13 protein-coding genes are annotated in these 13,214 nt (G+C 57.3%); 3 read left to right on the plus strand and 10 right to left on the minus strand.

All coding sequences use genetic code 11. The features are described from left to right. Positions 1–60 precede the first annotated feature (60 nt). From rbsB to I6L44_RS06055, 5 genes are all read right to left on the minus strand, one after another. A complete protein-coding gene (gene rbsB, locus I6L44_RS06035) occupies positions 61–936 on the minus strand; it encodes a ribose ABC transporter substrate-binding protein RbsB (protein ID WP_216951598.1) in 876 nt (291 codons plus the stop codon). Between the two features lie 30 nt (positions 937–966). After that, a complete protein-coding gene (rbsC, locus tag I6L44_RS06040) occupies positions 967–1,935 on the minus strand; it encodes a ribose ABC transporter permease (protein WP_005336670.1) in 969 nt (322 codons plus the stop codon). Beyond that, on the minus strand, positions 1,932–3,461 hold the full coding sequence (gene rbsA / locus I6L44_RS06045; RefSeq protein ID WP_216953559.1) for a ribose ABC transporter ATP-binding protein RbsA: 1,530 nt from the start codon (positions 3,459–3,461) through the stop codon (positions 1,932–1,934). The genes rbsC and rbsA overlap by 4 nt, the downstream gene beginning before the upstream one ends. Positions 3,462–3,497: 36 nt before the next feature. Further along, a complete protein-coding gene (gene rbsD, locus I6L44_RS06050) occupies positions 3,498–3,917 on the minus strand; it encodes a D-ribose pyranase (RefSeq protein ID WP_021230086.1) in 420 nt (139 codons plus the stop codon). A 233-nt stretch (positions 3,918–4,150) separates the two neighbouring features. Beyond that, entirely contained in the window at positions 4,151–4,768 is a 618-nt protein-coding gene (locus I6L44_RS06055) for a glutathione S-transferase family protein (RefSeq protein ID WP_216953560.1), read from the minus strand. A gap of 654 nt (positions 4,769–5,422) precedes the next feature. Between I6L44_RS06055 and I6L44_RS06060 the strand changes: the two genes are divergently transcribed. Beyond that, positions 5,423–6,214, plus strand: coding sequence for a hypothetical protein (locus tag I6L44_RS06060; RefSeq protein ID WP_216953561.1), 792 nt, complete (start codon positions 5,423–5,425; stop codon positions 6,212–6,214). Between the two features lie 396 nt (positions 6,215–6,610). Here I6L44_RS06060 and I6L44_RS06065 read toward each other — a convergent pair whose 3' ends face one another. The 4 genes from I6L44_RS06065 to potA form a co-directional block, all read right to left on the minus strand. Further along, positions 6,611–7,678, minus strand: a complete 1,068-nt coding sequence (locus I6L44_RS06065; RefSeq protein WP_081250356.1) for an extracellular solute-binding protein — start codon at positions 7,676–7,678, stop codon at positions 6,611–6,613. An 81-nt stretch (positions 7,679–7,759) separates the two neighbouring features. Then, positions 7,760–8,530, minus strand: a complete 771-nt coding sequence (gene potC, locus I6L44_RS06070; protein ID WP_216953562.1) for a spermidine/putrescine ABC transporter permease PotC — start codon at positions 8,528–8,530, stop codon at positions 7,760–7,762. After that, a complete protein-coding gene (gene potB / locus I6L44_RS06075; protein ID WP_216953563.1) occupies positions 8,527–9,414 on the minus strand; it encodes a spermidine/putrescine ABC transporter permease PotB in 888 nt (295 codons plus the stop codon). The genes potC and potB overlap by 4 nt, the downstream gene beginning before the upstream one ends. Next, the gene (gene potA, locus I6L44_RS06080; RefSeq protein ID WP_005351940.1) at positions 9,401–10,504 is read right to left on the minus strand and encodes a spermidine/putrescine ABC transporter ATP-binding protein PotA; all 1,104 of its coding nucleotides are present in this window, start codon (positions 10,502–10,504) and stop codon (positions 9,401–9,403) included. The genes potB and potA overlap by 14 nt, the downstream gene beginning before the upstream one ends. 201 nt (positions 10,505–10,705) lie before the next feature. On the opposite strand from potA, the gene I6L44_RS06085 reads away from it, so the two are divergent. Both I6L44_RS06085 and I6L44_RS06090 read left to right on the plus strand, forming a co-directional pair. Then, positions 10,706–11,443, plus strand: a complete 738-nt coding sequence (locus I6L44_RS06085) for a hypothetical protein (protein WP_216954367.1) — start codon at positions 10,706–10,708, stop codon at positions 11,441–11,443. 16 nt (positions 11,444–11,459) lie between these two features. Beyond that, positions 11,460–12,146, plus strand: a complete 687-nt coding sequence (locus I6L44_RS06090; protein ID WP_216953564.1) for a DUF2987 domain-containing protein — start codon at positions 11,460–11,462, stop codon at positions 12,144–12,146. Between the two features lie 103 nt (positions 12,147–12,249). Here the strand turns inward: I6L44_RS06090 and ttcA are convergent, their stop codons facing one another. After that, positions 12,250–13,158, minus strand: coding sequence for a tRNA 2-thiocytidine(32) synthetase TtcA (ttcA, locus tag I6L44_RS06095; RefSeq protein WP_005336634.1), 909 nt, complete (start codon positions 13,156–13,158; stop codon positions 12,250–12,252). Positions 13,159–13,214: the final 56 nt, after the last annotated feature.

Below are 13,214 nucleotides of genomic sequence, written 5' to 3' on the forward strand. Positions count from 1 at the left end.
CCCAAGCCGGGAGGCACCTGAACGAGAGGGAAAAGGGGAGGCGAACCTCCCCTCGAGCACTTACTTGCTGACTACTTGCAGCGGTACCGGAATGGATTTCTCTACCGGTTGACCTTTGAGCACCTTGTCGGCAGTCTCGACGCCGATGGCACCGATCAGGGCCGGTTGCTGGGCTACAGTGGCGGCCAGTTTACCCTTGGCTACGGCGGCTTTGCCATCGTCAGTGCCGTCGAAGCCGACGATCATCACTTCTTTACCGGCAGCCTGCACGGCGCGGATGGCACCCAGCGCCATCTCGTCGTTCTGGGCAAAGACGGCTTGAACGGTCGGGTGGGCAGCCAGCAGGTTTTCCATGACGTTCAAACCCTTGGTGCGGTCAAAGTCGGCCGGCTGGGAAGCCAGTACCTGCAGCTTGTTGGCTGCCACCGCCAGGGCAAAACCTTCACCACGGTCGCGGGCGGCGGAGGTACCGGCAATCCCTTCCAGCTGGATCACCTTGGCACCGGTACCCAGTTTCTCGGTGATAAAGTCACCGGCCAGCTTGCCGCCAGCCACGTTGTCGGAGGCAATGTGAGCCTTGACCTCACCCTGCGCGGCGCCGCGGTCCAGAGTCAGTACCGGAATGCTGGCACGGTTGGCCAGACGAATGGCATTGCCGACCGCTTCGGAGTCGGTGGGGTTGATCAGGATGGCGCCGACCTTGCGCACGGTGAGATCTTCCATGTTGGAGAGCTCTTTGGCCGGGTCATTCTGGGAATCCAGTACCACCAGCTCGTAGCCAAGCTCTTTGGCTTTGGCTTCGGCACCCTCCTTCATGGTGACGAAGAAGGGGTTATTGAGGGTGGAGACCACCATCGCCAGGGTATGGTCGGCAGCCTGGGCGGTGCCCAGCACGGACATGATGGCGGCAGCGAGCAGGGTATTGAGCTTTTTCATCATTTCATTCCTTGTGTGTGGCTTGTCTTATCAACGATTGCTTTTGTTATCGATCATCACGGCAAGCAAGATCACGCTGGCCTTGGCGATCATCTGGTAATAAGAGGATACGTCGAGCAGGTTGAGGGCGTTATTCAGGAAGCCGATGATCAGCGCACCTATCAGGGTGCCCATGATGCGGCCCTTGCCGCCCATCAGGCTGGTACCACCCAGCACCACAGCGGCGATGGCATCCAGCTCGTAACCCATGCCGGCGGTCGGCTGGGCAGAGGAGAGACGGGAGGTGACGATAAGCCCTGCCAGTGCCGAGAGCGCGCCGCACAGACCATACACCGCCAGCTTCACCCGATCCACATTGATGCCGGAGAGGCGGGTAGCCGATTCGTTGCCGCCCAGGGCGTAGATGTAGCGACCGAGACGGGTGTGGTTGAGCATGAACCAGGCGAGCAGGAAGACGATGGCCATCAGCCAGATGGGCACCGGCAGACCGAACAGGTAACCGGTACCAAGCCAGGCGAAGTGATCGGCGCCGTCACTGAAACCGGTGGAGATGGGACGACCCTCGGTATAGACCATGGTGATGCCGCGCAGAGCGGTCATGGTGACCAGGGTGGCGATAAATGCCTGTACTTTGCCCTTGGCAATGATGAGGCCGCTGACGCCGCCCAGCAGGGCACCGGCACCCAGGGTGAGGGGCACCACCAGCCAGATCGGTAGCTCCATGGCGACCATGGTCGCGGCCAGCGCACCGCACAGGGCCAGCACAGAGCCGACCGACAGATCGATACCGGCGGTGAGGATAACCAGCGTCATACCGACCGCCATGATGGCGTTGACCGAGGTCTGGCGCAGGATGTTGAGCAGGTTGTCGGCGGTGAAGAAGTTGGGGCTCAGAAAGGAGACCACACCAATCAGCACCAGCAGCGCGACCAGGGATTTGTTCTCGATCCACCACGCCTTGCTCATGACGCCACGGCGGGAAAGGGTTTGGGTTGTCATTGGGATGCCTCTTGCTCTGCTTGCCACTGTTTACCGACTGCCGCCGCCATCAGCTTCTCCTGATTGGCATCGCGGGTGTTGAATTCTGCGCTGATGCGCCCTTCGTGCATCACCATGATGCGATCACTCATGCCGAGCACTTCCGGCATCTCTGAGGAGACCAGAATGATGCTCATCCCCTCCTTCTTGAACTGGTTGATCAGCTGATAAATTTCCTTTTTCGCCCCCACATCGACGCCGCGAGTCGGCTCGTCGAGGATCAGTACCTTGGGCCGGGTCAGCAGCCCTTTGGCGATGGCCACCTTCTGCTGGTTGCCGCCGGAGAGCAGCTTTATCAGCTGATCCTGACTCGGGGTCTTAATGTTGAACAGACGCACATAGTCGCTCACCGCCTGCCGCTCGGCCTTGCCGTCGATCTTGCCGTTGCTGATGAACTCGTCGAGGGCGCACAGACTCATGTTTTCGCGCACCGACAGCTCCAGCACCAGCCCATCCCCCTTGCGATCTTCGGAGATATAGGCGATGCCTGCGGTCAGCCCATCGGCCGGGCTTTTGGGCACCAGAGCATGACCGTCCACTGCCACTTCACCGGCGCTGATGGGGCTGGCGCCATAGATCAGCTTCATCAGCTCGGTACGACCGGAACCCATCAGGCCGCTAAAACCCAGAATTTCCCCCTGACGCAGGGAGAAACTCACCCCGCGCACGCCGGGACCGGCCAGATCTTTTACCTGCAGGCTGACGGGGCCAAGCTCGCGCTCAAGACGCGGGTACTGCTCTTCCAGTCGGCGGCCCACCATCATCTCGATGATCTTGTCTTCATCCAGATCGCTCACCGCCTTCTCGCCGATCCACTTGCCATCGCGCAGCACGGTGACCCGATCGCAGATCTCGAAGATCTCCTTGAGGCGGTGGGAGATATAGACAATGCCGCAACCCTGCTCACGCAGCTCGCGGATAACCTTGAACAGCTGATCGGTCTCGGTATCGGTCAGCGCATCGGTGGGTTCATCCATGATGATGACGCTGGCATCGAACGACAGCGCCTTGGCGATCTCCACCATCTGCTGTTCGCCGATGGAGAGATCCCCGAGTCGGGTATCCGGCCCGTGTTTGACGCCAAGTCGTGCCAGCAGGCCGCTTGCCCGCTCGCGCAGTTGTTTGTGGTCGATGCTGCCAAAACGGGTACGGGGTTCACGACCGAGGAAGATGTTGGCGGCAATCGACAACTCCGGCAGCAGGTTCAGCTCCTGATGGATGATGCTGATCCCCTGATCCTGAGAGTCGCGGGGGCCCTTGAAGTGGACCGGCTGGCCGCGATAGCTGACGCTGCCCGCATCGGCCTGATAGATACCGGTCAGCACCTTCATCAGGGTGGATTTGCCGGCGCCATTTTCACCGAGCAGGGCCATCACCTGGCCCGGATAGACCCGTAGACCCGCTTCGTCGAGGGCGCGTACACCGGGGAAGGTCTTGACGATCCCAGTCAGCTCCAGAATGGGTGAGAGGGGGGAGGTTGTGCTCATTTGCAGCTTCCTTGAAGAGGCCTTCTTTGAAGAATGTCAGAACGCCACACCGGCGCAGAGGATCAGGTTGGCGTAGGGAGTCACCTCGCCGCTGCGCACGATTGCCTTGCTCTGGCGGGAGCGGGTTTTGAACTCCTCGTGCAGGCAGTATTCGATGGCGATGGGTTTGCCCTGGGCGGCTGCGTGCGCTTCAAGCTGATCGACCAGTGCCTGATGGGCGGCGGGGCTGATCTGCTTGATCTCGCTTGCCATGATCACCTTCTCCACCACCAGATCGGTGAGCAGGGCGGTCAGTACGGTTGCAAGGCTGGGCGTCCCCGCCATCAGCGCCAGATCGATCCGCTCCGGACCTGCCGGAATGGGCAAGCCTGCATCGCAGACGGTGATCTCGTCGGTGTGGCCCATCTGTGCCACCAGAGCACTCAGGGGAGCATTGAGCAGTACGCCTCGTTTCATACAGCACCTCATCAGGCCTTGGCCCGTCAATCTGTGAACCGCTAGGCAACCGGTTACGCAACCGGTTGCGTCATGGCGCAAAGATAGGCCTTTTACTAAGGAAGGGCCACGGCAAAACCACGGAAATGTGAAAACGATCTCAAAGGCGGGAGAAGAAGTGCAGGGGAGGAGGCAGGAAGGGTGTCAGCAGAGCCTTGACACCCTTGTTATTCATCGAGCTATTGATTTTATGGTTAGTTGGCCAGTGCCTTGGCGACCGCCGGACGGCTCAGCATGCGCTGATAATGATCGGCAACCTTGGGGAATTCACTGATCTCGACCCCATCGCTTTTCAGCCAGCCCGCGACCACGAACAGATAGATGTCCGCCACGCTGAACTGCTCGCCCAGCACCCAGGGGCCTGCCAGATAGTGCTGCTCAATCTGGGCAAAGCCGTCACGCATATTGCTGGCGACTTTCTGCTGCATGGCGGCAATGGCCTGCTCGTCATCGGCCCAGCGGCTGCCACGGCGACCGTGGGCGTGGGAGACATGCACAGTGGAGGCGAGGAAGCTGTTGACCTCCTGCATGCGGGCCAGCAGGAACGGGTTGTCCAGCGGTGCCAGCTTGGCTGCGGGGAAGCGCTGCGCCACATAGAGCAGCAGGGCCGGTGTCTCGGTCAGGGTGCCCTGCTCGGTGACAAGGGCAGGCACCCGCCCTTTGGGGTTGATGGCAAGATACGCAGGATCACGCTGCTCACCGGCGGCGAGGTTGACGAGACGGGGTTGGAACGGGGCATTTGCTTCCAGCAGGGCAATCTGCACGGCCATGGCACAGGTGCCGGGAGCGAAATAGAGGGTCAGATCGGACATGAATACTCCTGATTGGCTCAGGCCACCCGCGATATCGGCGAAAAATGTGTTTTCGTGATACCTCGAGGGGTCATGAAAAAAGAGAGGGGGCAACGTTTGCCCCCTCAACCAATCTACACCCCTTAGAGGTGATGAAAAAGCGCAGAATTAATCGGTTTGTTTGCCCATTTCATAAATTCCTCGGCTAAGGGCGCAAATCAGATGGTGTTGAACTTGATGGGATAGTTGATACCTGAGGATGGGCGGTTGGTACTGAAAGGACTGGGGCACAATAGCGTCCTTGGTTGTTCTCCCGCTCTTGCACGATATGATCGTCATCAGATATTCTAATTTTTGGGTCGTTACAATGAATCCTATCTAACAAGACTGATCTTCATTTAGATCATCAAACAGAAAACGGCCTTTTTAGATAACTTTTTGATGACTGCAATCGTTTGTGTTTGATACCATGTTCTTCTACAAACTTTCCACGGCTTTCATGGTGGCTGTAATGTTTTATCATGCTTTAATCCGGTTATAAAACAGCATGTAGGTAGTTGGAAATATATATGCAGTAGCCATGTTGTTTACTAAGAGAAGGGGAGTGAAACTCAGCGAAATTGAGAGTCTTAAGGAAAGGTAGGAAGTAGGTTAAGGAAAATAAAGAGGTGATCAATGGATGATGAAAAGGGAAACTCAAGCAATATCAAAAATAAAACCAAACTGATATCGGGTTTTGTAGCTTTGGCCGTGATAGGCGGAGGGTGGTACTGGTGGCTTAAAGAGCCCTATATTGAGCCAGAGATTAATCCCACCCCAACAGAATTGTTTACTATTCAGGGCGAGTTTCCTTTTGATAAGGGCTATCAATTAGCTGTTCATAGTACTTTCATTGCATCTAATAAAACTGACTCTACTTGCAGCAAAACTTTTTATGCGTTCGGTGTTATACCTGCAAATACTAGACTCAGGGGATGGCAAATAGATAACCCCATTAAGAAATATCAATCAAACAGATTCAGTGTAAAAGTGTCAAAAGACTATTTATTGCCTGACCGATGTAATTGGGTGTTAGATTCTGTTGGCTATTTTATAGTGAAGGCAGGTTCCGAGTTGGAGGCTAATTTGAAAGCTAACCCTTCAGATCAACATAATCGTCAAGGGTATTTTTTATCTTCAGCATACAGCAATTGGAGTGAGTTAAAACTGGGGAGTGTAAATATTTCATGCCGACCAGATGTTGGTCTTAACAAATTAAAAGGTGGTGTTGTTTGTAAGCGACTGAATCAAAGAGAAGTAAACACATATAGACGTAACTATAAAGTTCATAATAAACCGCTACCATCGATAGTTAATTTTAAATTCGTTATGGAGGACAAAATGTCAAGCACTGAACAAAATACTGTTTTAGAGAGTGCATATGGCGATCCACTAAATAATAATTTGTCCTATGAAAAGGGGGTATAAAGACTGTTAGTTAGATTAGCGAATCGTAATCGGACGTTAGCTGTTTCGATAAAATTGCACAGTTATTCCCCATAAACACATCCGTTTTGCCTATATCTCCACAGTGGGGTCGCTATGAGTTCCTCCCTTCTAAATGGAGAAATACATCGCCCCCCCCCTCATATTTCCCTACAAATTTGCTCTGAAGCCGGCTGCAGTGGAGCACTTACAAAAATTGTGGTCTGTCTGGCTTAAAGATGACTATCTATATATTTTGCTGTTAATCGATGCGCGCCTGTGCCTCTCAGTGTCTATGACTGTTGTGCTTAAAAATTGCGCTGGTGGTTAAAAAGAGAAGGGGGCAAATATTGCCCCCTTTATCCATTAAGCCCGTCAGAGGGTCGATTAACCGCCGACTTAACCGGCCTTGGCCACCATGGCTTTAAGCTGCAGGAAGTACTGCTCGTAGAGGCGGGAGGCATCACCCACATCAGACTGGAACTCGCCCTTGCGCTTGATCTCGTCGCTCGGGAAGACCATGGGGTTGTTGCGAAACGCCGGGGTGAGCAGGGGAATGGCATCCTTGACCGGCGTGGGGTAGCCAATCGCCTCGGCCACCTTGGCGGCCACATCGGGGCGCATCAGGAAGTTGATCAGGGCGTGGGCCTCTTTCACATGCTTGGCCTTGGCCGGGATGGCGAGGTTGTCCATCCACAGTACCGCCCCCTCATCGGGATAGGTCATCTGGATGGAGGGGTATTCGCGCTGGGCGCCGTAAGCCGAGCCGTTCCACAGCATGCCGATATTGACCTCACCGGCGATAAAGGGGTCGGCCGGGTTGTCGGAGTTGAACGCCTTGACGTTGGGCATCAGCTTTTTCAGGTATTCGAACGCTTCGGCAATTTGCGCCTTGTCCTGGGTGTTGGGGCTGTAGCCCAGTTGCACCAGCGCGATATGGAACACCTCGCGGGCATCGTCCATCAGCAGCAGGCTCTCTTTCCACTCCGGTGCCCAGAGCTGCTTCCAGCTGGTCACCGGCTGCTCGATGATGTCGGTGTTGGTGCCGATCCCGGTTGCGCCCCAGATATAGGGGATGGAGTAGCGGTTGTCCGGGTCGTACTCGTGGTTGAGCAGGGTAGGGTCGAGGTGCTTGAAGTTGGGCAGCTGGGCGCGATCCAGCGGCTGCAGCATTCCCTCTTTGGCCATTTTCGAGATGAAATAGGTGCTGGGCACCACCACGTCATAGCCGTCGCCATGGGTTTTCAGCTTGGCGTAGAGGGTCTCGTTGGATTCGTAGGTGGAGTAGATCACCTTGATGCCGGTCTCTTGCTGGAACTGCTCCAGCAGGCCGTCCGGCACATATTCCGACCAGTTGTAGAAGTAGACCACCTTGTCGTCGGCCGCGTGAGCGCTCTGGCTCAGCAGCGGGGTGGTGAGGGTGAGGGCGGCTGCCAGCAGGGCGCCGGCCTTGTGTTGGATTGTCATCAACAACTCCTTGGGGTTATGGGGCCTTGCGGCCCACCGTGACAGAGTTCGCCAAAGGTGGCGGGGACGAAACGGGCAGGGTCAACCCTGCCGTTTACGCAGTAACAGTTGCGCCAGCAGCACCATCCCGAGGGAGGCGACCAGCATCAGGGTGGCCAGGGCATTGACCTCGGGGGAGACCCCTACCTTGACCATGGAGTAGATCTTGAGCGGCAGGATCTCGTAGGCCGGGCCGGTAACAAAGGAGCTCACCACCACGTCGTCCAGCGACAGGGTAAAGGAGAGCAGCCAGCCCGCCATCACCGCCGGCAGGGCCAGCGGCAGTATGATGCGGCGCAGGATGATCCACTCGCCAGCCCCCAGATCGCGCGCAGCTTCCAGCATCCGCACATCAAAACCGCACAGCCGCGAGTAGACGGTGATCACCACGAACGGCAGGCAGAAGGTGATGTGGGCGATCAGCAGCGACCAGAAGCCGAGCGCAATGCCGGTCACTACAAACAGGGTCAGCAGCGAAATGGCCATCACGATATCGGGGGACATCATCACCACAAACAGCATGCCGCTCACGTATTGCTTGCCGCGAAAGCGATAGCGAAAGAGCGCCACGGCGGTGAGAGTGCCGATCAGGGTGGCTGCGGTGGCGGTGAGGGCGGCGATGGTCAGGGAGTGCTGGGCCGCCTGCATCAGGCTGGCGCTGGCAAACAGCTTCTCATACCAGCCCAGGGTAAAGCCGCGCCAGTCGATACCATATTTCGACAGGTTGAAGGAGTTGGCGATCAACACCCAGATGGGCACATAGAGATAGCCAAACACCAGCAGCAGAAACAGAGCCTTCAGTGCGCGCATCATGTCAGTTCCCCCTTCTTGCTGAGCAGCTTGCCCGCCCGCCAGTAGCAGTAGACCAACAGCGCCATCAGCACCGTCAGCATCACGCTGATGGCCGCGCCAAAGGGCCAGTCACGGCTGTTGAGGAACTGGGTCTTGATCAGGTTGCCGATCAGCAGGTGCTTGGCGCCCCCCAGCAGATCGGAGACATAAAACATCCCCATGGCGGGCAGGAACACCAGCAGACAACCGGCGATGATGCCGGGCAGGGTGAGGGGCAGGATGATCCGCACCAGCCGCTGCCAGCCGTTGGCGCCAAGATCTCGCGCCGCCTCCAGCAAACGGCCATCCAGCTTCTCGATGCTGGAGTAGAGCGGCAGCACCATAAAGGGGAGCAGCACATAGACCAGCCCGATGATGACGGCCACCTCGGTGTACATCATCTGCAGCGGCCGCTCGATAAGCCCCAGATCCAGCAGCCAGCCATTGATCAGCCCCCGGGTGCCGAGCAGCACTTTCAGGGCATAGGTGCGGATCAGGGAGTTGGTCCAGAACGGCACCACCACCAGAAACAGCAACAGCGGGCGGATACGTGCTGGCAGATGGGCCAGCAGCCAGGCAAAGGGGTAGCCCACCAGCAAGCAGATGCTTGTAGCGAGCAGCGCCAGCCAGAGGGAGTGGAGCAGCACCTCGAAATAGAGCGGGTCCAGCAGGCGGCCATAGTTGCTCAGGGTAAAGAGCGGCGCGATAAGCTCGGACTCGTCACGGGTCAGGAAGCTGACGCCGATGATCATCAGGTTGGGCAGGAAGACAAACAGCGTCAGCCAGCCGAGGATCAGCGCGATAGCCGTATTGCGAAAGCCGTTGTGGGCAAAGCTGTGCGCTACCCGCAGATTAGTGAGGCTCATAGGGCAGCACCACCTCCCAGCTGTCGACCCAGTGGATCGCCACCTCCTGACCCAGACGGTAGTCAAAGTCGGGGTCATCCTCGTCGAAGAACTCTGAGATAAGCAGCTGTTTGCCGCTTTCGAGTTCGATCACCGAATCCAGCGTCGCCCCCTTGTAGTTGCGCTCGCGGATGTTGCCCCGCAGCGCGCCACTTTGATCGTCATCCTGATCGAGAATGCGCAGATCTTCCGGGCGCAGCAGTACCAGCACCTTGTCGTCAGGCTGGAACGGCAAGGTGGTATGAAGCAGACATTCGCGCCCCTCTACCTCCGCCTGCCAGATACCGGGCTCGCGCTGGCTGATCAGCTTGCCATCCATCACGTTGATCTCGCCGATAAAGCGGGCCACGAACAGATTGGCTGGCGATTCGTAGATATCGCGCGGGGTGCCGCGCTGGATGATCTTGCCGCCTTCCATCACCAGGATGCGATCAGACATGGTGAGTGCCTCTTCCTGATCATGGGTAACGAAGACAAAGGTGATACCAAGGCGACGCTGCAGCGCCTTGAGCTCGCTCTGCATCTGCTTGCGCAGCTTGTAGTCGAGCGCCGAGAGGGATTCGTCGAGCAGCAGCAGGCGGGGCTTGTTGACCACGGCGCGGGCAATGGCGACCCGTTGCTGCTGCCCGCCGGAGAGCTGATCCGGGCGGCGATTGGCCAGCTCGGTGAGCTGTACCATGGCGAGGGTCTCCTCGACCCGCTGGCGGATCTCGCTGGCAGGCACTTTCTGCATCTCGAGGCCAAAGGCGACGTTTTCAAACACCGTCATATGGGGGAAGAGCGCATAGCTCTGAAACACGGTGTTGATGTGCCTGTGTTCGGCGGGGATATGGGTGATCTCGTCACCGGCCAGATGAATGGTGCCACCGTCGACCGATTCGAGCCCGGCCAGCAGGCGCAGCAGGGTGGTCTTGCCACAGCCGGAAGGGCCCAGCAGGGTAAGAAATTCACCGTCATAGATTTCAAGGTCAAGGTCACTCAGGATCACCTTGCCATCGTATTTTTTGCTGATCTTGTTCAGCGCGACAATTACCTGTGGATTGTTCATCATCCGCCAGTCTCACCCCAGCCAGTGGCCATCGTGTTGAAAGAGGGCCGCATTCTATGCAGCCGACACATGAAATTAAAGGCTTTTTGGCCCGAATTAGCCGCAAGTGCGCAGGAAAAACGGCTACGAATAGCAGACCAAATCGCTATAATGTGCCACCTGATTTGGTCGTTTTCGATATTGGATAGTCAATTGAGTAATAAAATGCGTATTGGCGGCTCCCTTGAGCAGTCTCTGAACCAGGGCTACCGCCTTGATCTGAAAGGGGTCATCCAGGAGGGATGGCAACAGACCCGCCGTACCGGATTTGGCCTGCTGCTGGCGATTGTCGGGGTGACGGCGATCTGGATCCTGCTTAGCAATGTGCTGCTGTTGCCCTATCTGGGGGATGACAGCCAGATGAATGTGGCCATGGTACTGAGCCTGCTGATGACGGTGGTGATGGCCCCCATGACCAGCTCCCTCGATATGCTGGGGTTGCAGCAGTCGGTCGGGGTGCGCGCCCGTGCCAACCAGGTGTTCGACTTCTTCCGCCACTTTGTGCGCCTCGGCATGTTGAGCCTGCTTGGCAGTCTGCTCACCAGCCTGTTTGGCCCGCTATTCGATCTGCTGGGATTGCCCGCCGTACTCTCTTTCATTCCCTCGGCCCTGATCGGCATGGGGCTGCTCTTTACCGTGCCGCTGGTGCTGGAGCGCGGCATGACGCCGCCGCAGGCCATTGTGGTCTCGCTCAAGATCTTCTTGCGCGGCTGGCCGAGCCTGGTGCTGTTTCACGGCGTGATGGCTGCGCTCTTCTTCCTGGCCCTGATCCCCATGGGGTTGGGGCTTATCTGGGTGGCACCGCTCTATTTCAACTGCAAGGGGATCCTCTATCGGGATCTCTGCGGGGTGGGGGTAGAGGTTAACGAGGTGACAGAAGGCCCCAACCATTTCAATGCATGATGCAAAAGGACGTTGAATGACCCGTCGATATGGAGTGACCAAGGCTGTGCGCCAGAGCCTGCTGGCCACGCTCTTGCTGCCAGGGCTGGCGCTGGCTGAGCCGGTGCTGGATCTGCAATACAGCACCTTCTACAGCCAGATGAAGACCTTTGCCAAAGGGGAGTTTGGTCACGCCAGACTGGGGTTTTATCTGACCGATCCGCAAAATGGTCAGCGCTGTGGCCTCACCTTTGCCCGGGTTGCAACCAACAGCAAGGAGGTTGCGGGCGAGGTAACAATCGATAGCGAACTGCGCCTGCCTTTTGATGAGGATCTCAACCTCGACAAGGGGATCGTAACCGTCGGCCTGAAAGAAGAGCACGCTACATGCGATATGACGGTACAGGTGATGGCTGACGCACCGAACGGGCCCGAGCTGCCGCTGGCCGAGCTGGCGGCCCGTCAGCAGCAGATGCAGTCGTTGCTCGACAAGATGGCGGGCATGGTCGGCAAGCACTTCCTGCCGAAGATGGAAGGGGTACGTATTACCCTGGTGCAGCAGAGCGGCACTGCTTATCTGATTGATGGCGCCCGTCAGGAAGCGCTGCCCTGGCAGGAAGGCCATCTGTTGCTTAGCAATGAGCAACTGGCCGCGTTCGCTGCTGGGCAACTGCGCCTGCAGGGTGACGTGCTGCGACTGACCCCCTGGCTGCACAAAGGCTGATGCTGGTGGTGCTGTCACCGCAGTGACAGGCCAATCCAGAAAGCAAAAAAGGAGCGATTATCGCTCCTTTTTTATTGCGTGGCGTTTGCCCTGTGAGCGCGGCTTAGCGCACTTCAATCACATCCAGCATGTCCATCTCGTCGATATCCAGCAGCGGCGCCTTTGGCATCTCGGGCGGATCAAACGCCTTGTCGCCGCCATCGATGATGCCGGAGTCACGGTTGATGCTCTTGAAGTCAAACAGCTTGTGATCGAGCAGGTGGCTCGGGATCACGTCCTGAATGGCGGTGAACATGGTCTCGATACGACCGGGGAAGCGGCGATCCCAATCCTGCATCATCTGCTTGATGGCCTGACGCTGCAGGTTCTCTTGCGAGCCGCACAGGTTGCACGGAATGATGGGGAAGGCTTTGACGTCGGCGTAGCGGATCAGATCCTTCTCTTTGCAGTAGGCCAGCGGGCGGATCACCACGTTCTTGCCATCGTCGCTCACCAGCTTGGGCGGCATGGACTTGAGCTTGCCACCGTAGAACATGTTGAGGAACAGGGTCTCGAGGATGTCGTCGCGGTGGTGGCCAAGGGCAATCTTGGTGCAACCCAGCTCCTGTGCAGTGCGGTAGAGAATACCGCGGCGCAGCCGTGAGCAGAGGGAGCAGGTGGTTTTGCCTTCCGGTACCTTCTCCTTGACGATGGAGTAGGTATCTTCCTCGACGATCTTGTACTCGATGCCGAGGGAATCCAGATACTCGGGCAGCACGTGCTCGGGGAAACCGGGCTGCTTCTGATCCAGGTTGACGGCAACCAGATCGAAATGGATGGGGGCGCTGGCTTTGAGGCTCATCAGTATGTCGAGCATACCGAAGCTGTCCTTGCCGCCGGAGAGGCAGACCATGACCTTGTCGCCCTCTTCAATCATGTTGAAGTCGGCAATGGCCTGACCTACGTTGCGCCGCAGGCGCTTTTGCAGTTTGTTGAAACTGTATTTTTCTTTGGCGTTCAGCTCTTCTAGCATGCTCGTAAAACCCGGGACACAAATAAGCGCGTTATTATAGCCATGTCCCGGGGGAG

It is taken from the genome of Aeromonas sp. FDAARGOS 1414, assembly GCF_019047065.1.
Classification (GTDB): Bacteria; Pseudomonadota; Gammaproteobacteria; order Enterobacterales; family Aeromonadaceae; genus Aeromonas; species Aeromonas veronii_A.